Annotated in this window: 15 protein-coding genes; 5 read left to right on the plus strand and 10 right to left on the minus strand. The window is 32.5% G+C overall.

The window, feature by feature from the left end:
- Positions 1 to 234: 234 nt before the first annotated feature.
- From ACEN2N_RS00005 to ACEN2N_RS00025, 5 genes are all read right to left on the minus strand, one after another.
- Positions 235 to 1,521: a DUF3987 domain-containing protein gene (locus ACEN2N_RS00005; RefSeq protein ID WP_441822403.1), complete on the minus strand. Its 1,287-nt coding sequence runs from the start codon at positions 1,519 to 1,521 to the stop codon at positions 235 to 237.
- Positions 1,503 to 2,024, minus strand: a complete 522-nt coding sequence (locus ACEN2N_RS00010) for a hypothetical protein (RefSeq protein ID WP_441822404.1) — start codon at positions 2,022 to 2,024, stop codon at positions 1,503 to 1,505. Before ACEN2N_RS00010 ends, ACEN2N_RS00005 begins: the two co-directional genes overlap by 19 nt.
- A 20-nt stretch (positions 2,025 to 2,044) precedes the next feature.
- Positions 2,045 to 2,380, minus strand: coding sequence for a helix-turn-helix transcriptional regulator (locus ACEN2N_RS00015; protein WP_441822405.1), 336 nt, complete (start codon positions 2,378 to 2,380; stop codon positions 2,045 to 2,047).
- A 112-nt stretch (positions 2,381 to 2,492) separates the two neighbouring features.
- Positions 2,493 to 3,527 (minus strand): hypothetical protein, encoded by a 1,035-nt coding sequence (locus ACEN2N_RS00020; RefSeq protein ID WP_441822406.1) that lies wholly within the window; start codon positions 3,525 to 3,527, stop codon positions 2,493 to 2,495.
- On the minus strand, positions 3,527 to 4,771 hold the full coding sequence (locus ACEN2N_RS00025) for a tyrosine-type recombinase/integrase (RefSeq protein WP_441822407.1): 1,245 nt from the start codon (positions 4,769 to 4,771) through the stop codon (positions 3,527 to 3,529). The genes ACEN2N_RS00020 and ACEN2N_RS00025 overlap by 1 nt, the downstream gene beginning before the upstream one ends.
- A gap of 725 nt (positions 4,772 to 5,496) precedes the next feature.
- On the opposite strand from ACEN2N_RS00025, the gene ACEN2N_RS00030 reads away from it, so the two are divergent.
- Positions 5,497 to 6,561 (plus strand): beta-agarase, encoded by a 1,065-nt coding sequence (locus tag ACEN2N_RS00030; RefSeq protein WP_441822408.1) that lies wholly within the window; start codon positions 5,497 to 5,499, stop codon positions 6,559 to 6,561.
- Between the two features lie 245 nt (positions 6,562 to 6,806).
- Here ACEN2N_RS00030 and ACEN2N_RS00035 read toward each other — a convergent pair whose 3' ends face one another.
- The 5 genes from ACEN2N_RS00035 to ACEN2N_RS00055 form a co-directional block, all read right to left on the minus strand.
- Positions 6,807 to 10,142: a VCBS repeat-containing protein gene (locus ACEN2N_RS00035; RefSeq protein ID WP_441822409.1), complete on the minus strand. Its 3,336-nt coding sequence runs from the start codon at positions 10,140 to 10,142 to the stop codon at positions 6,807 to 6,809.
- A 155-nt stretch (positions 10,143 to 10,297) separates the two neighbouring features.
- Entirely contained in the window at positions 10,298 to 11,815 is a 1,518-nt protein-coding gene (locus tag ACEN2N_RS00040; RefSeq protein ID WP_441822410.1) for a RagB/SusD family nutrient uptake outer membrane protein, read from the minus strand.
- Between the two features lie 11 nt (positions 11,816 to 11,826).
- Positions 11,827 to 14,835 (minus strand): SusC/RagA family TonB-linked outer membrane protein, encoded by a 3,009-nt coding sequence (locus ACEN2N_RS00045; RefSeq protein WP_441822411.1) that lies wholly within the window; start codon positions 14,833 to 14,835, stop codon positions 11,827 to 11,829.
- Positions 14,836 to 15,598: 763 nt separating this feature from the next.
- Positions 15,599 to 17,233, minus strand: a complete 1,635-nt coding sequence (locus ACEN2N_RS00050; protein ID WP_441822412.1) for a hypothetical protein — start codon at positions 17,231 to 17,233, stop codon at positions 15,599 to 15,601.
- A gap of 150 nt (positions 17,234 to 17,383) precedes the next feature.
- Positions 17,384 to 18,241 (minus strand): AraC family transcriptional regulator, encoded by an 858-nt coding sequence (locus tag ACEN2N_RS00055; protein WP_441822413.1) that lies wholly within the window; start codon positions 18,239 to 18,241, stop codon positions 17,384 to 17,386.
- A 157-nt stretch (positions 18,242 to 18,398) separates the two neighbouring features.
- Between ACEN2N_RS00055 and ACEN2N_RS00060 the strand changes: the two genes are divergently transcribed.
- From ACEN2N_RS00060 to ACEN2N_RS00075, 4 genes are read left to right on the plus strand one after another with little or no spacing between them, the layout of a single operon-like run.
- Positions 18,399 to 19,553: a cytochrome P450 gene (locus ACEN2N_RS00060; protein WP_441822414.1), complete on the plus strand. Its 1,155-nt coding sequence runs from the start codon at positions 18,399 to 18,401 to the stop codon at positions 19,551 to 19,553.
- 22 nt (positions 19,554 to 19,575) lie between these two features.
- Entirely contained in the window at positions 19,576 to 19,884 is a 309-nt protein-coding gene (locus tag ACEN2N_RS00065; protein WP_441822415.1) for a 2Fe-2S iron-sulfur cluster-binding protein, read from the plus strand.
- Positions 19,884 to 21,128, plus strand: a complete 1,245-nt coding sequence (locus tag ACEN2N_RS00070) for an NAD(P)/FAD-dependent oxidoreductase (RefSeq protein WP_441822416.1) — start codon at positions 19,884 to 19,886, stop codon at positions 21,126 to 21,128. The genes ACEN2N_RS00065 and ACEN2N_RS00070 overlap by 1 nt, the downstream gene beginning before the upstream one ends.
- A 22-nt stretch (positions 21,129 to 21,150) precedes the next feature.
- Positions 21,151 to 22,266 (plus strand): Zn-dependent alcohol dehydrogenase, encoded by a 1,116-nt coding sequence (locus tag ACEN2N_RS00075; protein WP_441822417.1) that lies wholly within the window; start codon positions 21,151 to 21,153, stop codon positions 22,264 to 22,266.
- Positions 22,267 to 22,271: the final 5 nt, after the last annotated feature.

The following is a 22,271-nucleotide window of genomic DNA, read 5'->3' on the forward strand; positions in this document are numbered from 1 at the left end:
AACCACATAGCACCTACCCTGTTATCATTAAAGCCTACCCGATTGCCTACCCTAGATAACCACATAGCACCTACCCTAAATTTCGGTAGAGCTAACCTAATGGTACACAATCAAGATCTTTATAAATCCTATAATTAATGGATAAGAAACATAACGAAGGAAACTGGAAACTAGAAACTTTAATGGAGTTTGGCATAGAGAGTAGTAAAATAAGGGCGTACGGAGTTTTTAAAATTAGTTTCCAGTTTCCAGTTTCATCTCCATTTCATTAAAGTATTTGTGCCAAAGCTTTGAAACATAACCTTTCGACTTTCCAGTTACACCTATAATATGTGATTGAGTTCCACCATTACGTATTGCTTTCTTAATTAAAACTTCATTAAAAATTTTATCATCAATACCATTTGCGCTAGATGATGTTATCATCTTAAAATTGGTAAAAAAGAATTCATTAACGCACATAGCTAAGTCAACTGTTTCAACCGTTATGGGATTTTGAAATTCGCTATCAGCAGAGTTCACCATTAGATGTATAACTATAATTAACTTATAAATATTTATCTGCATTTTAGAATTGTACTCCCTATGAATACTTGGTAAGTGCTGCTGTTTAATTATTAAATTCTGTACATAATCATGAAGCATTTCCTCTGCATCTAGACACAAATTTAGAGATAGTGATGTACCTTCTCCTTCTATAGCTTGACGATAGTATAAAAGATTTTTTAAGCTATCCTCATAATTATTTTTAGTCTCATCTGGCAATCTAGATTTAGACAGTTTATTATTAGTGGTCAATCTAGGGGTAAATAAAAATCTATCAATTAAACCACTCTCCAAATTACCATGCGCAAAAAGCTTGGGAAGTAACTGTGTTTGAATAGAACCGAGTATAGTTGGATAAGATGCTTTCATTCTATAACTGTCAGTAGTCTTTCTAGATATATCAATGTGCTGATTCGTATAACCCTGCAGTAGAAAAGTATTCCATTGCGAACCTTCGCTGTTATTTTTATTCGATATTTTATTAAACAAGGAGACTATCTCATCAACGAATACCCCTAAAGAATATGGGTTTTTAAAATGAGCATACATTGCAGCTTCAATAGTAGAATTTTGAACTAATAACTGTTTTCTATCAACAGTCTCTTCCTCTGTAGCTTCAGAAAACTGCATTTCTTTCTTTTTACTTTCAAATTCTTCATAAGCCTTATGGTCATTTGAATTTAACACCCCTGTAGCTAAACTCATTGCCGGTGATTTGCTATCGCCTCGACTGCCTATCAATGCTAAATATAAATTTCCATAGTTTGTGTATCCACCTGCCTTTAAGTTAAACGCAAGTCCAGCAGCGTTACTAAAGGCAAATAGCATAGAACTAAACAGATATTCTTTTGGTATCCTCTTATGTATGAATGCTTGCTCTATAAATTCTCTGTGCTCTTTGGGTAACTTATTTATAACCCTATTCAGTTGTTTAAGAGCAGTCTCCTTTTCTGTGTTTAATTTGCTCTGTTCCATCTCAATATTTTTATGATTGATGATCTTACTCCACGTTCCACCTCTTCATAACTCCATGATTTACCCATGAAAGCATCATGATTACAAGTAAGCTCTAAACTCTTTATTAAATTTGAGAATATTTCATCATTTTCTTGAATTGTTAATGTTCTAAAAAACTTACTCATAGGATAAATTGGATCAAGTAGCTTATTCTTCATCCTATCATTCATATTTGTAGTCAGTCGCTCCAAACCAATATGAAAAGGTTGATCTATAATCTGATGAAGCTCTCTTCGTAGTAATGGATCATCAATATTCACATCATACCTGTTTGCAAGTTGAATAGCGCTGTAAATGTATAAATTAGCGAAGGGTCTATTATTATCTAACAATAAATCCTCTGAAGGATATAATGAATCTCTTAATACTTTGTAAGCTATTCTATGATCTTCTGTTATAAGAACTGGTCTAGTATCAGAAACTAATGAGCATATAAAATGTAATGCACTTTCCACATTCATTGCTGTATCTTTATTCTCCATTATCTCTTAGATTTTCTCTTATTAGACAATAGTGAATCGGTATCAGCCTCGATTTCAAGATTGGTTTTTTGCCTACCCTGTTTAATCCATTCTCTAATTTCCGATTTAAAGAAAAATAAACGACCGTTTACCTTATGAAAGGGCATGGAATTTTTACGTACGTATCCGTATAAAGTAGGTTTAGCGAAACCCGTCATAATTTCTATCTCATCTATAGATTTTGGGTCATCATCTTCTTCTTTTTTTTCTACCTTTTTAAGGTATAAAGCTTTTAATTCTTTGAGGTCTTTTTTTACCTCCGCAACATCCTGTTGTGTTTGTTCAAATGGTATCATTTAATATTATTTAATAATTAATAATACTCAATGATAGCGGTATGTTTAGCTACAAATTAAAGTTCTGTAGTTATCGTAATAACAAATGTAGTTAGAGTAATGACTTTAGTAATTAAATCGTTTTTTTAGGACTTTTAGAAAAATTATTTCTAACATTCTTATAATCCCAATCGGTAAAATTTTCAGTTAAAAGTTTTATGAATTTATCCTGAACCTGCCCTGTTCCAAAATAATCCCAATTAGCATCATAGAATTCTCTAAATACATGTTGAATAATAGACTTTTCCCCTTTAGGAGCTTGATTAAATTTTTGTTTAGGTAAATCTTGTACACCACAAAATGCTTTCCTTATAAAAACATCCAATTGTTCTTTAGTTAAAAAAGGTCTTCCATTTTTACTGTTGTTCTCTGTAAGTTTTTTAAAATGAGATACCGCTACGTCAATAGGCATAGATTTTTGAAAAATGTTGGTATAATCTTTATAAGTATAACAATTATCGGGCTCCTCTGTAAAAGACCTTTTCTGCTTCTTATTTATAAAATGTGTATCCCTGTAAAACTCTTTTTTACTTTTAGAAAACTTTTTTAAATTTTCAAATGATTTTGAACTTGGGATATCCAAACTCATTTTAAGAGCACCAGTTCGATTAAGAAAATCTATTATTTCATTCGTTGCTTCCAGTTTTTTTAGATTATCAGGAATTTTATCAAAAATCTCGTTATAATAAAAAGCCCTGTAGTTAGAAAAAAGTTCTTGTACTTTATTATAATTACTTGATAGTTCTTCTCTACAATCATTGATATTTAAAATGTCAAGACATTTAATAACTAACTGTTTCTTTTCTAAGACACTTAATAAATCAAAGAAATAATAAAGTTCTAAAGACAATAGCATCAATACAATATCTAATTCGTCAAAATCTCCATAGATATCAAACTCTTTAAATTTAGGTTTTAAAAATTTTTCGATTCTATCTTGATATATTTTATCGTCATTTATATACAATGCGATAATTTGCAAATGAAGCTTTTCCTTTACAAAAATATGGTGTTGAGCAATTTCATTTATTTTATCGTAAAAATTGAATGGTGTAATTTCTGTGAGTAAATTAACCACCTCTGAAAATTTGGTAAAACTTGGCATCATTAAAAATCCATTATTGAGTTTGCAAATTCTTTTTTAGCTTCATCTTCAAAGCCTGCAAAGTAATTTTTAGTTACGCTAAGATCACTATGGTTTAGAGCTTCGCTTATAAATTCCATACTCGCTCCTTTACGTAAAGAATTGGTAGCGAAACTATGTCTAGCATAATAGAAACTTATATCCTTTGGCAAATCGTTTGCAATTGCTATTCTTTTTATGTAATCATTTACATAGCGTGTAAAGTTTTTTATTTTCTTGTGCTGCTCATTTATATCATCATATTTACTAATAATATTAAAGACATAACCTTCTTTATCTATACTTCCGTATTTTTTAATAATACCTTTCGTGAAATCTGTTAGGTATATAATAATTTTTCTTTTTTCAGCAGTTTTATCGAATGTCTTAGCTCTATAGTATGTAAACTTATCGTCTTTAATATCGGAGTATTTTAAAAGTGCTATATCTTTCGGATTAATACCATTACACGCAAAACTAAAGAACCAGAAGTCTTTACATTTTTCTTCATTATAGCTCATTGGTCTAGCTTCAAACAAAAGTTTCAATTGTGCAGCGGTTAATGCCTTTTTGACCTTTTTAGTTCTTGGTATTTGATATTTATTTTTACCAAAGGGATAATGCTCACTATTTAGGTCATTGACATCAATAGCGTTATTAAAAATAACTCGTAGTGTTCTCGTGTAAATTGATACAGTTGTATAACTTTTACCATTAGCAAGCATAAATTGTTCATACTCTTTTAACCAATCTATTGAGATATCTTGAAATCTTAATTTTTCAACCGGGCAATTCTTAATGGTTTCACTAAAATTGATAAGAGAATTTAAAGTGTACTTAAAACTTTCTGCCGTATTGATTTTCTTATTTCTAATACATTTTTCAATAGCAAGATCAAAATGATATTGAATATTATTTTTATCTGAAGTTTTTCGAAAAAGTTTAAATTCAAATTTCGAAAAGTCAAAAACTTCTATTGATTTAGCTATATCATTAGCTCTATTTTCAATGGATTGAAGTTTTAAACGTAATTCGTTATTAGAACCTCTAAGATTTTTATTCTTTGGATTAAGCCAAATCGATGTGTAATCTTTCTCCAGTAAGTCAATATCGAGACCGTACCATTTTTCTTTTCTACTTGCCTTACTATATACCCGAAGCTTTACTGGGTACATGCCCGTTTCTTTTTTTCTTCGTGTATCTAAACGTATAGAAATGTTATAACTCATAACTTACTAGTTTCTGCAAATATAGACCACTTGCAGAATATTTGCAGAAAAATATTGATATTAAACTAATAACAGCTATTAACTAACAACAGAATATACAAGCTAAATATCTATATTACAGAGTATTTATATAAAAGAGAGGCAGTAGAAACACCGAAGTATTATTGATTACGGCTCAAGAGGTTACTGGTTTGAATCCAGTCGAGGTCACAAGAATCCAAACCCTGCAAATTTAAAAATTTGCAGGGTTTTTTGGTTTTAGATGTTATATAAAATGAATTGTTGTAATCTGCATCAGCAACAAATCATAAGAATTTGGGGTCGACTCAATAAAACTGATGTAATGATAAAATATAATTAACTAGACTTTTTTCTCTAAAAATTGTTTAATTAAAAGAAGCCATCCATATGCACTTTTACACATTCTCAATCTTATTTTAGAATACTCTTTCAAGTGTAAAAAGCTTTATAACGATAGTTTAGAACATCACTATAGAAAATGAAAGCGCCGCTATACATTTAAATTTAAATCAGGTATTTCTGTTTGAGACCATGAACAGAAACAAGCAAAGAGCAATAGTGAAGCAATTACTATCCATATTAAAATGGATACATTTCGAAGATTTAATTGTTAATTCAATCGGTTGTTCAGTTTTAGTACAGTTGGATATTTTAAAAAAAACTACTTGTTTTTTATCTTTCATAAAAATGTAAAATTTCTTGAAATGAAAAAAATAGTTTTGTTACTAATGCTTACAAGTTCTGTTCTAATCAGTTGCTCAAAATCTACTTCAGATAAACCTACCGCAGAACAAAATGACGTAGATGAAGAAGTTATAGAAGAAGAAGAAGAAGAAGAAGAAGTTATCGAAGAAACATGGATTACAATACCCGTACCCGCAGATGCAGGATCTGGCATGACTTGGGAGTTTCAAGAAAGCGTTTCAGATGATTTTGAATATGAAGCACAGGCCTCGAACAAAGGTGTTATATTTTTAGATAAATGGGACGATTGGTATCATAATGCTTGGTCGGGACCAGGTTCTACAACTTGGTCAAGGGATCATTCATCTGTAGAAAATGGCAAGTTGAAATTAACTGCATCACGTTTTGAAACAGACAGGGTCAATGCAGGGATTATACATTCTAACCAAACTGTTCAATACCCAGTATATATAGAAGCTAATATTAAAATAATGAATTCGGTATTGGCAAATGGTGCTTGGCTATTAAGCCCAGACGATACTCAAGAAATAGATTTTATGGAAGGCTATGGTGCTGTTTTTTCAGAGAGTGCCAATGATGATCTTTCATGGTACGCAGAGAGAATGCATGTTAGTCATCATGTTTTTATTAGAGACCCTTTTCAAGATTGGCAACCAAGTGAGCTAGTTAATAGTAATGGTAATCCTTCACCGAACCCCACCTGGATAACGCGAAATGACGGTGCCGGTAATATACTTTGGAAAGACTCTTTTCATAGATATGGTGTTTACTGGAAAGACCCATTCAATTTATACTATTATATTGATGGCGTACTAGTAACTAAAAGAGAAGGGAAAGATGAAATCGACCCTTTATACCTGACTAATTCGACTAACCCAGGCGATACTAGTAATGACACCAGAACTGGGCTATCTAAAGAAATGGATATTATATTCAGCGTTGAAGAACAAGGGTGGCGAACTATAAATGGAAAGGCTGTAATACCTACCGATGCCGAATTATCAATTCCTGATAATGACTTTACTATTGATTGGATCAGAATTTTTAAACCCGTTCAAAACTAATTGATATTGATTTTGAAATGAGATTTCATCTAATGAATTCATCAGATGAAATCTCATTTTTTTTTAAAATTCTGACAAGACTATTTCTCAGTTAGCAAGCTAATATTTCTTCCGGCTTAATTGAACCTAGCTATCGCTTTTGAAAGTATAGAATTAGCCTGTATTATTGTTTAAATACAATCTCAGCATACAAAGATCTTCAGTTAGCGTTTAGTATCAAATAATTTGAATGGATATAAAAATCTCTAGTTACTTTTAGGTAGTAGCATAAAAAAATCATGCTCACCATTATTATTAGCTACTACTACGGTAGCTTTTTTCTTCGACTTCAAAAACCCCATATTTCTAACGTCTTTATCAGCGAAAAAGCCTGATTCTAAGTGTGACATCAGTCTAAACACACCTTTTTCACCACCTTTTAAAAAGGAACCAATACCAGCATCACCACGGGTAGTTTCAACTTCTGTTTGGTAATTGTTTCCTGCAAGAAGTATATCTTGTATACCATCACCATCAAAATCTTGATAGAGAATACTATTTACAGGAGCCTGTTGTACTTTATTTTCAAAAGGTTGAAATGTAAATTTATTATTTGCCTCATTAATAAATATTCCAGACCTAAATTCTGTTGCTGCATATAAAGGCTCACCTACTTCTCCTCCAAGAATAGCATCTAAATCTAATTTTGCAAATTGCTCATGTGTATCTATACGGTTTACCAAATAGGGCATTTGTTTGGCTAAATCCACTTTTCCTCTAACCGGCACATTTTTGCCTTCAATTTCTTTCGCAAGTACAATATCAACAGAACCATTGCGATCATAGTCATTAGCAAAAATCGATAATGGGTCTTCATAACTTGCCTTTAGTTTATGATTTAAACCTAAGTTACCAGCTATGATATCTAAATCTCCATCATTATCAATATCTTGAACTTCAATTTTGTTCCACCACCCTATAGATTTAGATAAGGTTTTATATGCATCGCTCTTTTTAAACGTACCCGATTCATTAATGAATATCTCAATACCCATCCACTCTCCGGTAACGACCAGATCCAACAACTGGTCATTATTTATATCTACCCAATGTGCATCGGTTACCATACCTACTTTTTCTAATTCAGGAGCTAATTTATTTTCTACACGAGAAAATTTGCCTTCATTGTTTTGTAAAATATAACTTGATGGAGTAAAGGGGTACTGCCCTGGTATTACCCTGCCACCTATGAATAAATCTAAATCTCCGTCTAAATCAATATCACAAGAAACAACCACAGAACCAGTCGACGTAATTTCTGGTAATGATGTAAGTGACCTTGTAAAATCACCTTTGCCATTATTTAAGTATAATCGATCTTGTGCGTACCTAGTGTTTCTATAATTTTCATAACTACCGCTAACTACGTATAAGTCTAAATCACCATCACCATCGGCATCAAAAAAGCAAGCACCTTGATCTTCATAATTCTTATCTGACTCAAAAGTTTTAATTGATAAGAGGCTTTCTTTAGATTCACCAATAGCAATTAACTGACCTGCTTGGTTTTTTCCTCCTCCAATATATACTTCTTCATTTCCATCTCCATTAATATCACCTACAGCCAAACCTGGCCCTGACTGTGATTTTTTATGTGGTAGTAAAAGCTGTAAATCAAAATCATTGAAATACTCTTCTTTATGCTCAAAAACATAAGGTTGCTTTTTAAATATGGTTTTTTTTAATTCTTTGCTTGTTTTAGCAGCGACGCCTTCTATATAATCTATTTTATTTGTTTGATCAACTTTAAATGTTGTGTACTCTTTAGTACTATTATCTGACCATTGAACTATTATTTTGTTCGGTTTTTTATTTTTTGGCAGTCCAAAATGTAGTGTATTCGAAACTGAAGATAAAAAACCTCTAGTATTTGTTAATTCTTTGGTTTGTATAGATTTATCATCAAAAATTAAAGTGACTTTCGCGCCCACACCATATTTATTTTTATCGACACCCTGTAAATCTATTTTTATGAAACTACCTTGATTTTGTTCCATCGTGTTATTTTTTAAAATTGTAGCTTCTTGATTGATATTATTTACAATAATTTCGAGATCACCGTCGTTGTCCAAATCGGCATAAGTCGCTCCATTAGAAAGTGATGGCGTCATAGTTGCCCATTTATCAGAAGTATTCAAAAATGTATTGTACCCATTATTTTGAAACAGATAGTTCTTTAATTTTTGTTGTGGTAACATTTTAGTGAATTCTAAAAAATCTTCGTCGGTAGGTTTTCTTCCTCTTGAACGAAGTATGTCCATGGTAGACTCTATTATATCACGATTCATTACATCTCTGTAAATACCATTAGTTATAAAAATATCATTAAGACCATCTAAATTAAAATCGGCTGCCAAAACTGCCCAAGACCAGTCGGTATCGGCAACACCTGCCATTTTAGATATTTCACTAAAAGAACCGTTACCATTATTCATTTGCAGCATATTATGAACATACTGATGATGGTACCCTTGATCTACCATCATTTCAAATTGACTAATTGGCATCATACCCATGTTTAATTTAGCCCTTTTATAATCTTCGGGGCTCATGTCAAGAGTCATTAAATCAAGTTGACCATCGTTATTCATATCAGCCAAATCACTGCCCATACTATTGAATGACATGTGTTTGAACATGCTTTTACTTAATTCTTGAAATGTACCATCTCCATTATTGACATATGCTAAATCAGGGTAATTAAAATCGTTACAAACATAGATATCTAACCAACCATCATTGTTTAGATCACCTACTTGTGGGTTTAGGCCAAAACCGATATCATAATATAATCCTGCTTTTAAAGAAATATCTGTAAAATGACCAGTACCATCATTTTCGTAAAGCCGATCACTACCTTTAAGCTCCATAGTTTTTGGATTGCTATGCACTTTGCCTAAATCTACTATTTTGCTTCTACTTGTTATATCTGGTGTATTCGAGACATATACATCTAGATCATTATCCCTATCAAAATCAAAGAATGTTGCCTGTATTGTTCTATTACCATCTGCCAGACCAATTTCTTTAGCTTTTTCTTCAAATGTTAAATCTCCTTTATTTAGGTATACCAAATTATCGAATTGACCATTTTGATCTAACCAGCCCCCACGAGATACATGAATATCTAATAAACCATCGCCATTAATATCTGCCATGGTTACACCTGTATTAAAACCTTGAATATTTAATATACCGGCTTCTTCTGTAATATCTTTAAATTTTAAATTTCCTAAATTAAGATACAGCTTGTCTGGTGCTGAATTTGCCGTAAAGTAAAGATCAACTAAACCGTCATTGTTTATATCACCGGCAGCTACCCCTGCCCCGATATAAGTATACATATATTGATAATAATTAGAATCTACAGTTTCTGTAAGTGTATTATTAAAATAAATACCAGAACTGGAAGAAGTAATTTCTGTAAATAATTTAGGTGAAGAAGTGGTAACTGTTCCCTTTTTATCTTCTGAAACCGAGTTACATGAAAAAGAAAAAAACGCTAACACATAAAAACAAGGTTTTATAAATGAATTATTCATCTTTAAGTATTTGACTTGCATAGCTTTTAATAAAGTCTTTAAAATACGTGTATATAATAACTATTCCTATTTTGGAAAAAATGCAATGGGTATTAAAAAATAACGGTGAACTTTAATTCGTTCACCGTTATTAAACAAAAACTAACTCAACAATCTTAATTACCCAAGTTTGGGTTTAAGTCTATTATTGCTTGGGGTACAGGTGAGAAATAATTATTTGTACCTAAGTCACCTTGAATTTCATTATGCTCTTGAATTGCACCTGGCGAATCTCTTGCAATTAATGCTTCTTCTACTTTTTCCATTCGAACAAGATCAAACCATCTAAGGTATTCACCAGCGAACTCCCATTTTCTTTCGGTAAAAGCCAATTCTGCTAAATCTCCACTAGTTACATCTATGGTTGCATCTGAAGTTGCATATGGTAAACCTTCAGCTCTTCTTCTAATCATATTCAATGCCTCCCAAGCATCTGCACTTGAAGCACCTGATCTACCAGAAGCCTCAGCATATATTAATAAAACCTCAGCATAACGCATATAAAAATCATTTCTATCTGTAATGAATGCAGCTGCAGGTAAATCATTTACAGGTCCGGCTATTTTTTTGAAAATTGGACTTTTTTGATCACTAAAAGTGGTGTAATCCAAATCAGTTCTATAGGTAGCTTCTTTACGTGCTCCTTCAGGGAAATCTTCGAAATATTTGATTTCAGCGAAAGTCTCTTGCCAACCTCCAAAGTCACTAGGTAAACCTAATATTCCATCTTTTAAATTTGCCGTATTAAAACCACATGAACCACAATATGAAATCGTAAATACACTTTCGTTATTAAATCGGTTAGCTACCTTCCATAAATCTTCTAAATTATCTGAAAGCTCAAATTGATAAAGTGCAGCATTATCAATAACCTCTTTAGCTTTTGTTGCCGCACTGGTATATTTACTAGCATCTTTTACAGGAAAACCTGCCCAATCTAAATACAGTCTTGCCAATAATGATTTTGCAGAACCCTTATTAGGTCTAGGAGCACCAGCTTCCTGCCCTGGGTAAATATCTGGAAGTCTCAATTCAGCTTCCATAAAATCAGATTCGATCTGAAGATAAACATCTGCCTGCTCAGATAAACCAATATTAGGATCTGGTATAGCTGTCAACGGAATAGGAATTTTACCATGTACACGTGTTGCATGTAAAAGAGCCATACCTCTTAAAAAGTAAACTTCACCGATTAAAATATTTAAACGATCTTGATCAACATCTAAATTCTCCATTCCCTGTGATCTTTCTAACAGAGAATTCGCAGTATTAACTATGTTATAAATCGCATTCCAATTATTTAATAAACGTCCGTTTGTAGACTGTACCACACGTTGATCGAACTGTCTAAAATCTGCTTTATTACTGGCAAAGTGGGTAGTAATATCATCACCTGCCCAAGAAGCAGCATAAAAAGTTGTCCATTGTGCTGCACTTAACAACGTACTGTAAATACCCGTAATACCTTTATCGAAATCGGTTAAACTTGCAAAAGATTCTGGTGGAAGATTAAACTCTACCGGGTCTGGATCTAAATTTGCACAACCTTGTAATACGGTTGCAGAAATAGCTATGATCAAACCAGCATAACCCAGCTTTTTCACTATATTTTTTTTGCTTTTATAATTTTTCATATTCTTTTTTTTTAAAACTGAAGTTTAAGACCTAATGTAAATGTTCTTGGATTTGGATAAGCACCTATGTCAATACCAGCCCCAGCATCTGTATTATTCAAATCTTGATTAACCGGTGTAGATGAAACCTCTGGGTCATAACCACTATAATCGGTAAGTAGCAGTAAGTTTTGCCCACTGACATAAACTTGAAGACTTTCAACATTTTTAATGATATCTTCAAATGTGTAACCTAATTTTAGATTACTTAATCGAATAAAACTACCATCTTCAACATATCGAGAAGAATTCAAAACATTTAGTGAACCTCTACGTGGTAAATCTGTTTCATTTTGCGGAGTCCATTTATTTACACTTAACGGAGAAAGGTCATCTCTAAAATCACCGGCACCACCATTAATAGCCGCTGCAACTTGATTATAAACATCAAAATTATGCGCAGCGTTTACGAAGACGTTCAGGCTCAAATTTTTATAGTTAAATGTGTTATTAAAACCCCATGTTAAGGTTGGCAACCCATTACCAATGGTAGAGAAAACAGAATTACCCTCGTCATCAGTCAAATATTTTGCATCACCTGCTTGTATACCTTCTGGTAAATCATCGGTTGATTTCCAAGTACCTAAAAATGTAAGACCGTAAAATTGACCTAGCGGTTGACCAAGCTCTATTACATTTATAGAATTTTCAGTACCATCTACCGGTCTAATATTTCCTAATATTTGATCAACATCGTTTACCAATTCAGTTACTTCGTTCGTTACGTGAGAAAGGTTAAAAGATGAATCCCAAGTGAAATTATCATTTTGAACAATTGTGCCGGACAATGTCAAATCTATACCTTGATTTTCAACTACCCCTGCATTTTCAAATTTTGCAAAAGATGTACCCGGAATTATTGTTCTTAATAATAGGTCTTCAGTTGTCTTACTAAAATAATCTACCGAAGCATTAAGTCTACCACTAAAGAACCCCATATCAACACCAATATTTGTTTGTGAAGTTGTTTCCCATGTTAAATTTGGATTCCCAACTTGTGTAAGTGTTGAACCAGATACCAAGGTAGAACCGTCAAAAGGATAATTACCGGCATCGTTAGTCAATGAAAAACGTGCTGTAGAGTTTATATTCTGATTACCTACCTGACCCCAGCCAGCTCTTAACTTTAAACTACTTAGTGTTTTACCATTTTCAATAAATGGCATGTTATTAAAACTATAAGCAATTGCCCCAGAAGGAAAATACCCAGTTCTATTACCTTTTGCAAACCTTGACGATTCATCGATACGCATAGATCCAGTTAAATAAAGTGAGTTGCTATAATTGTACTGAACACGACCTAAATAAGATTGTATCGCATTTTGGTTACCATCGTTAGTGAAATTCTCTCTTGATTGATCCTCATTATCCGCTAAATAAATACTACCGGTTGCTATAGCAAATGTGTCGTAACCATTGAACGTATTACGGTCTCCTTGAAATTCATATACCCCTGTAATATCAAGATTATGTTTATTAAAACTATTGTTATAATTAAGAATATTACTTACCTGGTGACTTGTGTTTCTAAAATTGGTATATGCAACACGTGTATGATTAGGATTAGCATCGGAAGGGTTATCGTCTCGTATAAAAGATTCAACATTTTGATTAATTGTTGACGCACCGACAACAAGACTATATTTAAAATGATCCGTGAATTTATAGCCAACATTAATATTCGTATTTAAACGATCTGCAGCACGATCTCTGTTACTTCTTAAAAGTGTACCAATGGGGTTAAAACCATTGTTTGCAAAATTTGAACTTGTAATAAAATTACCATCACTGTCTTGTACAGGTAATGTTGGATCCCATGTAAGCGTCTTTAATATGCTACTACCTTTAAAACGGTTAAAATCATCTGGGTTATTTACCTCTGATTCTCTACTACCATATAAATTTACACCTACCGATAATTTATCGGTTACGTTTAGATTAATATTAGAACGTAAAGAGAATCGCTCATATTCATTACTAATAACCGTACCAGTTTGGTTTACGTAGTTACCAGAAACAAAGTATCTCAAATTATCTTTGCCGCCGCTTACTGCCAACTGGGTATTTGTACCAATACCTGTTTGAAACAATTGATCTTCGTAATTGATCGGGTTAGCATCAAGAGCAGATATTTGTTGCTCTGTATATGCTGGATCTGCACCGTTTGCAATTAACCCTGCATTTTTTTGTCTAGCAAAATCACCAGAACCTAAAGTTTCAATACTTCGTGCTTGGGTACTTATAGATACGAAATGATCAAAGCTTATTTTAGCTTTTCCTGCTCCTTTCTTAGTGGTTACCAAAATTACCCCATTCGAAGCCCTAGAACCGTAAATTGCTAGTGAAGAAGCATCTTTTAGTACCTCTATAGAGGCAATATCATTTGGGTTGATCGTTCTTAAATCACCACCAAAAACACCATCTACTACTACAAGAGGGTCATTATTACCTGTTATAGAATTTACCCCTCTAACCCTTACTTTAATACCTGCGCCTGGTGCTCCAGATCCAGAAACCGACACCCCTGCCGCTCTACCTTGCAATGCATCTTCTACACGAGTTAATGGTTGGTTTTCAAATGATTTAGCTGTTACTTGAGAAACGGCACCGGTAAGATCGCTCTTTTTAGAAGTACCATAACCTATTACTACTACCTCGTCTAACAAACTTGCATCTTCAGCTAATACAACATTTATTGTTTTTTGATTTCCGACCTTAATAGACTGAGAGGCATACCCTATATATGATATTACCAAAACATCTTCAGGTGATGCTTGAATAGAAAAATTACCATCGAAATCGGTCTGTGAACCATTCGTAGATCCCTTTACCAAAACATTAGCCCCAACTACAGGTCCTAAATTATCGGTTACTGTTCCTAAAATGGTCTCTTGACCAATTGCGCTGTTCATGCTTAGTAGGGCAAAGAACAGTCCCGACAGAAAGCATTTCTTTAAAAATTCAAAAAATTGTTTTTTCATAATCATTGGTTTAAATAAAATTTGCTTGAGTTATTATACTTAGAGTTGAATTAAGATTATTGTTAATATTTTATTGTATCCGTAATTTTTAAGCTCGTGATTGAACAAAACTAACTATAACTCTTTTTTTTTTGCCATTTTAAAACTGCACAAGAACTTGACTCAACCACTAAAATGTCGGTTTTACAACGCTTTCAAATATTTTTTGTCTTGAAATTGAAATATTTATCAAAAAAAAGACTGTCTCTACAGACAATCTTTTTTCACTTATAAATCCAGATTATTATACTTAAATCTACTCTGCATTATTAATTATAATACCTTCATCTAAATCATAATCTAGAACTGAATTTGGGTATTTTCTAAAACAACTTTATCAACTGTACTTTTCTTCATTTATCAGCTGAAATTTATTCTTATGCTCAAAGAATTAAATTTTTCTAATTAATAATTATTCCGGTAAAGGGATAATTAGGTGCTACTAGGTTAAAATATTTATCAAAAGAAAAATTTTGTAGCGCACTCATTTATGATTGAACAATGAACCAACAATATGGTGCGGTAACTCAAAGCAGCTCTAAAAGTGCCGATAATTTTAAATGTGTATTTGATTTGTATTTGCAAAGTGTGAATGCAGTTACATTCCAATAATCTTAAAAAATCATTAAGAAAATAGCCTAATAATAAAGAATCATTAAGTTTATCGACTTGATATAAGTTTACCAGTCGACAAATTTGTATATAATTATAAGTTGCAAACGCCTTAAATGGAATTTATATAATCTTCTAAATTTACATTTCTAGGTAGGTCCATTTTTTTACGAATACGATGTCTTGAAGTATGTACAGACTCTACAGATATACCTAATAACCTCGCCATATCTTTACTAGACATGTTCAATTTTATCAATGCACAAATCTTTTGATCACTTTGACTTAAGTTTGGAAATTTCTCAAAAATTTTATTATAAAACTCCTTATTTACAGAAATAAATCGATGTTTAAACTCATCCCAATTATTATTATTATTCGACGAGATTGACCTTAGTACTTTATTTATTTCATGAATTTTAATCTTATCGGTACCTACGCGCACCTTAGATTTTATCTCTTTCAAAAATTCATCTTTTTCAATTAGCTGTAGTGCCGAAGATGCTAATTCTTTATTCTTTATATCAATAAGAACCTGTTGCTTTTGTATCTCTAGCTCCTTATTTCTTTTTATAAATGCTTTTTCATTTTTATGTTTTGTTCTTAGATAATTAAAATACCCGTAACCTATAATTAGCAAAAAGAAAATAGAGCCTAGTAGAATAATCATTTGAAGTTTACTTATCTCTTCTTCTTGCTCTAGTTGCTTTAAATATTGCTCTTGTATTTGTTTTTCTTGTCTATCCTTTTCTAATCGATAGTTATCTTTTATTTCTAATAACGATTGGTTTATAGAACTTCTACCATCAAAAAATTTAGCATCTAACTCTTTAGCCTTCTTTAAACTTTGAAAGGCATTCTTATAATCGTTTTTTCTAAGGTATAATTCAGTGAGATTTTCATAGACCAATGGTGTAAAGTCTAGATGACTTTTGTAATTTTCTGAAATATCTAAAGATTTTCTATATAGTTCTTCACTCTTTTTTAAATTAGAAATATTAAGATACATGTCGCCTAAATACTTATAAATTAATACGAGATAAGTTGGCTCATTTTTTTGAAAATAGGGTATTACACCTTCCATTATTGCTATTGCCTCTTGATTATTATCTTCTCTTTCCAACAAAACAGCCTTCTCAAAGTCAAGATATTCTTTACCCCTATACTCCAAATGAGCTAATGGCTGAAAATCAACCTCATCAGAAAAATATAAATAACAACTGTCCAAATAAATACGAGCAACTTTATTTTCTTGCAACTCTCTACTCGTCTTTGCCAAAGAGTAATAATAAGGTACTAATACAGACTTTTTAAGGTTTAATTTTTCAACTCTTCTTTTCTGTAGTTCTAAAGAAGATTTTAAATACTTATAAGACTCTTCAACCCTTTTATTATAACTGTATATTCTGCCAAGTCTAACGAAAATGATAGATTTCAATTTATCATCGTCTCTTTTATCATTTAAAATTAATGCTGTCCATAAAGCATCATATGAGTTTGCATATCGTGCAGTATTTTCGAACACATAGGCTTTCTCCAACAAACTATATGTTGCATTTACCGTATCATTTAATTGTAAATAATTTTCACTGCTATAATTTAATAAGGCAACAGCACTATCAGGATTTTGAAATCTCAGTTCTAATGCTCTTTCAAAGGCTTGTTTAGCACTAATATCTTTTAAGTTATTTTGAGCATAACCTATGGTAATGATAAGCAAGCATAATACAGACAGTATTCTTTTCATAAGTATATTCTCAAAGAAAAAATTTAATTAATAATTCAATTACACTTTAGCTAAAATATATTTTTCTCTATAAAAAAATTGAAGAAATATTCTGCCAATACTAATTTTAATCTTGAAACCTAATAGAATTAAAAGTACAAATCAAATAAATTATGAATTCATTTTCAAATAATGATTTTTGAAAACCTTCGGTGAACAATTCATATATTTTTGAAATTGTCTGTAAAAAAAAGGCAGACTTTCATACCCACAATCGTAAGCAATTTGGCTTACTTGTTTGTTGGTTTCGATGAGCATTTTACTGGCAAGATTAATACGATATTCATTTATGAAGGTAAAAAACGACTTGTTAAGTGACTTTTTAAAAAATCGACAAAACGCTTCGTTACTCATTGAAACTAAATCTGAAACATCATCTAGTTTTATTTTAGAATTATAGTTCTTCTCTACAAAATCGTATACAACATCAATTCTATTATTCGCCTTTATATTTAGATTAGGTGCAAAACCAGAAGTAGTTAATAATTCGAATGTTTTTACCGATGCCAATTCTTCCAATAATTGTAAAAAACTCATTAATCTATCTAGTGGTTTTTTTTCTATAATCGCCATTAATCTCTTTGCTGTCTTTTTTGATGAATATGAATGAAACAAAATTCCTTTAGAAGCCCTTTTTAATAATAAATGAATTTGGTAAAACTCTTCTTTTTGAAACCAGTTCTCTCCTAAAAACAAATCGTTCCATTGAAAAACAACCGACTTCACATTACCAATATGTAAATCTGTGTTTTTCCAGCAATGCGGTAAATTAGATCCTAAGAGAACAAAATCACCCTCTTCGAATTTTTGAATATTATTACCTACGTACCTCATCCCCTTACCTTTTACTATATAGGTTAACTCGTATTCGGGGTGAAAATGCCAAGGCGCATCAAATTCAATATCCTCATAAACAAACGCATATATCGCACGTTGCTTAGAATTTATTTTTTCAAATTGTGCTTTCATAACCTAGCAATTATAATCTATTATGATATAATAATATCAATATAACCATTAAAAAGTCAAAATAAGCACTATATATGCTAATAAAGATTAATTAACGCTCCAATAGTTTAATCATATTTGTGGAAATACATATTAAGAATAAATAATAGTCAACACCATGGATAAGAGTAAGTTTCTAGACCCTTTTGAAAAGGAAAGAATTGAAAAAGGATTTGGCAAAATGGATGATCAAGGCGAAGAAGTCACTATGGTCTTTGGTCATAAAGATGTTCGAAGATGTGCACATAATGCAAAAACCTATCAATCTGGAGCTGCACCTGGGCGAATTGTTATTCCATCCGAAGAAAATATTAGAGATATTCGTCAGATTCCGTTTGAGGTTGACCCGCCTTTACATGCTGATTATAGAGCCGTATTAGACCCTTGGTTCAAAAGACCTTTGGAGGAAGAATATACAGCAAAGCTTAAAAATCAAATTCAATCTTTGGTAAAAGAGGTTTTAAAAAAAGACTCTTTAGACATTGTCAGTGAATTTGCATTACCATTACAATCTCGTGCGTTAACCCTATTATTAAATACACCATTCTCGCAAGCTGAAACATGGATCTCATGGGGCACACATGTATTTAGAAGTGAAGGCTCTGCTTTAGATGCCGACAAGGCAAATATTTTATATGATTATATTGACAAAGAAATTGAAAGAGCAAGCGCAGCACCAACAGATGATTTATATTCTGTGTTATTGGCATCTGAGGCTAATGGTAAAAAATTGACCAAAGAAGAAGTTAAGGGTGTAATTATTCTAACTTTTGCCGGTGGTAGAGATACCGTTATAAATGCCGTTACAAATTCAATTTCTTATTTTTCTGAACATCCAGAATCACTAGAAAGGTTACGTAATGAACCTGAAATATTGAATAATACTATTGAAGAATTAATTCGATATTTCTCGCCGCTAACACAAATGGGTAGAATTACAACCGAGGCTACTTCTATTTGCGAACACGCGTTAAAAACAGATAGTAAAATATCGTTATGCTGGGCTTCTGCAAATCGAGATGCCAATGTATTCGAGAATGCAAATGAAATTGTTATCGACAGAAAAATAAATCCGCATGTAGCTTTTGGCTTTGGTACACATAACTGCTTAGGAGCAACACATGCTAGACAAATACTAAAGATTTTAATTTCAACTTTATTAGAAGAAGTAAAATCCATAGATATTCTAGATTACAAAGAAAATATTGAAGATTTAGGTCACTTTAAACGTAAAGTAGGCTTCGACAGTTTACACGTTAAATTCAACTCTTAATAAAAACATTAATATAGTTAATATGGCAAAAATAACATTTGTAACAAGCGATAACGAAACCATTATAACGGAGGCTACTACGGGTAGTGTAATGGAACTTGCGATACAGAATAAGGTTAAAGGAATTGATGGTGATTGTGGAGGTGTTTGCTCTTGTGCAACTTGCCATGTTCATGTTGAACCTGCGTTTTGGGACAAAGTTGGAGCACCTAGTCAATTAGAAAGTGACATGCTAGAATTTGATGATAATGTTAGCGAATACAGTCGCCTTTGTTGCCAAATAGATGTATCAGATGCTATTGATGGGGTGGTTTTAAATGTTGCCAAATAATGTCTACCGAAACATCAAATAAAATTTGTGCCGTAATCGGTGCAAGTCACGCTGGAGTAAATTTTGCTTTCGCCTTACGAAAAGAAGGTTGGGAAGGTGCTATTATTTTATTTGATCGCGACCCAGAATTTCCATACCACAGACCGCCTTTATCTAAAGCATACTTAACAAGTGAAGAAGGTACTCAGCAAGATTTATTGTTTCCGAAACAAAATTATGAGACGGATAAGATTACCCTTAAATTAGGTAAAACTATCAGCTCAATTAACCGTAAAGAAAAAAGCATCACTGTTTCTGATGGTTCGGTTCAGAAGTATGACAAATTAGTTCTCACTACAGGTGCACGCCCCTTTATTCCACCAATAAAAGGGCTAAATACCGCGAAAAATGTTTTTGCGATGCGAACTGCAGAAGATGCTATCAATATTAGAACATCTCTTAAAAAAGACCACAACAAAGTTGTTATTATAGGTGGTGGATACATTGGGCTAGAAACTGCTGCATCATTGAGTAAACTAGGTGCATCAGTAACTGTTTTAGAACGCGAAGAACGTGTACTATCTCGTGTTACCGCTCCTGAAATGTCAACGTATTTTGAAGAGCTACATAGTAAACATGGTGTTTCAGTTTTATCAAATAAAAATGTGACATCGATTAATTTTGATAATAATATCAATGAAGTACATTGCGCTGATAATTCTTGCTATAAGGCAGATATAATTATCGTTGGCGTAGGTATTAGAGTAAATACTGAATTAGCTGAAGAAGCTGGTTTAGAAATTGAAAACGGAATTAAAGTTGATGCCAACTGCAAAACCAATAACGATAATATATATGCTTTAGGCGATTGTACTTTTCATTTTAATCCGCATTACAAAAAATATATTCGATTAGAATCTGTACAAAATGCCGTAGATCAAGCAAAAGTCGCAGCGAAATCTATTTGTGGCGAAGCTGTAGCATATGACTCCATACCTTGGTTTTGGTCTGACCAATATGATGTAAAACTACAAATGGTGGGTTTATCGCAAGGTTATAATCAAACCATTAAGCGAATAGAAACAGATAGAGATAACTGCCAATCGGTATGGTATTTTAAAGATGATGAATTACTCGCAGTTGATGCCATCAACAATGCAAAAGCCTATATGCTAGGTACCCGTTTTATTCAAAAAAATCAAAAGATTGACAAGAACAAGCTTTCAGATATTTCAATTGCCATAACACCAACCAGTTTTATTTAAAATCAGTACTAAAAAGAAAAACATGTCAATACAGTCAAAATGCGCAATAGCAACAGGTGATGGTAAATTTATCATAGATACAGTTACTATAGCAGAACCTAAAGCAGATGAAATAATTGTTAAAATAAAAGCTGCCGGACTTTGCCATACCGATCACGACTCTCTAACATGGGGCAAACCAATTGTTATAGGTCATGAAGGCGCAGGTATTATAGAACAAATTGGCAGCGCTATTACAGATTTTAAGGTCGGCGATAAGGTGATTTTAAATTGGGCTACCCCTTGTATGAAATGTTTTCAGTGTCAAGAAGGCAATCAGCATATTTGTGAAAATAATTCGCCTGTAACCGCTGGCGGAAACGGCTTTACTCCTGGTCACGCTCATTTAGAAGGCACAAAATGGAATGATAAACCTATTGAGCGTTCTTTTAATATTGGTACTATTTCTGAGTATGCTTTAGTGAAAGAATCTGCATGCGTCAAATTTAATGGCAATCTACCTATGCCCTCTGCAAGTATTATTAGTTGTGGAGTTATGACGGGTTATGGTTCTGCTGTGAATACGGCAAAAATAACCGCCGGAAGTTCTGCCGTAATTATTGGTACTGGAGGAGTTGGCTTAAATGTTATACAAGGTGCTAGAATTTCTGGAGCATCAAAAATTATAGCTATTGACATTAATGAAGAGCGTCTTGAAATGGCAAAACAGTTTGGGGCAACCCATACTATTCTAGCAGATAAAAATGATGAAGGTTTATTACAGGCATCAGAAAAAGTAAAAACACTAACCGAAGGTAGAGGTGCTGATTATGCCTTTGAGTGTACAGCCGTTCCGGCATTAGGTGCAGCACCCTTAGCAATGATTAGAAATGCAGGTACAGCTGTACAAGTTAGTGGTATTGAAGAAACCATTTCTATAGATATGAACTTATTTGAATGGGATAAAATTTACATTAATCCCCTTTACGGTAAATGTCGCCCACAGATAGATTTTCCAAAATTAGTAAGCTTGTATGATAAAGGAGATTTGATGTTAGATGAAATGATTACCAGAACATACCCTATAGAAAATCTACAACAAGCTTTTGATGATATGCTGGCAGGTAAAAATGCTAAAGGTGTAATCGTTTTTGAATAAACAAA

The sequence above is a fragment of the Maribacter spongiicola genome, assembly GCF_052119685.1.
Lineage (GTDB): Bacteria > Bacteroidota > Bacteroidia > Flavobacteriales > Flavobacteriaceae > Maribacter > Maribacter spongiicola_A.

Excerpts from the sequence above, each read along its gene's own strand:
- ACEN2N_RS00045 (WP_441822411.1), bottom strand. The coding sequence starts at position 14,835 with ATGAAAAAACAATTTTTTGAATTTTTAAAGAAATGCTTTCTGTCGGGA.
- ACEN2N_RS00010 (WP_441822404.1), bottom strand. The coding sequence starts at position 2,024 with ATGAATGTGGAAAGTGCATTACATTTTATATGCTCATTAGTTTCTGAT.
- ACEN2N_RS00015 (WP_441822405.1), bottom strand. The coding sequence starts at position 2,380 with ATGATACCATTTGAACAAACACAACAGGATGTTGCGGAGGTAAAAAAA.
- ACEN2N_RS00070 (WP_441822416.1), top strand. The coding sequence starts at position 19,884 with ATGTCTACCGAAACATCAAATAAAATTTGTGCCGTAATCGGTGCAAGT.
- ACEN2N_RS00050 (WP_441822412.1), bottom strand. The coding sequence starts at position 17,233 with ATGAAAAGAATACTGTCTGTATTATGCTTGCTTATCATTACCATAGGT.
- ACEN2N_RS00060 (WP_441822414.1), top strand. The coding sequence starts at position 18,399 with ATGGATAAGAGTAAGTTTCTAGACCCTTTTGAAAAGGAAAGAATTGAA.
- ACEN2N_RS00025 (WP_441822407.1), bottom strand. The coding sequence starts at position 4,771 with ATGAGTTATAACATTTCTATACGTTTAGATACACGAAGAAAAAAAGAA.
- ACEN2N_RS00005 (WP_441822403.1), bottom strand. The coding sequence starts at position 1,521 with ATGGAACAGAGCAAATTAAACACAGAAAAGGAGACTGCTCTTAAACAA.
- ACEN2N_RS00035 (WP_441822409.1), bottom strand. The coding sequence starts at position 10,142 with ATGAATAATTCATTTATAAAACCTTGTTTTTATGTGTTAGCGTTTTTT.
- ACEN2N_RS00030 (WP_441822408.1), top strand. The coding sequence starts at position 5,497 with ATGAAAAAAATAGTTTTGTTACTAATGCTTACAAGTTCTGTTCTAATC.
- ACEN2N_RS00075 (WP_441822417.1), top strand. The coding sequence starts at position 21,151 with ATGTCAATACAGTCAAAATGCGCAATAGCAACAGGTGATGGTAAATTT.
- ACEN2N_RS00065 (WP_441822415.1), top strand. The coding sequence starts at position 19,576 with ATGGCAAAAATAACATTTGTAACAAGCGATAACGAAACCATTATAACG.
- ACEN2N_RS00040 (WP_441822410.1), bottom strand. The coding sequence starts at position 11,815 with ATGAAAAATTATAAAAGCAAAAAAAATATAGTGAAAAAGCTGGGTTAT.
- ACEN2N_RS00020 (WP_441822406.1), bottom strand. The coding sequence starts at position 3,527 with ATGATGCCAAGTTTTACCAAATTTTCAGAGGTGGTTAATTTACTCACA.
- ACEN2N_RS00055 (WP_441822413.1), bottom strand. The coding sequence starts at position 18,241 with ATGAAAGCACAATTTGAAAAAATAAATTCTAAGCAACGTGCGATATAT.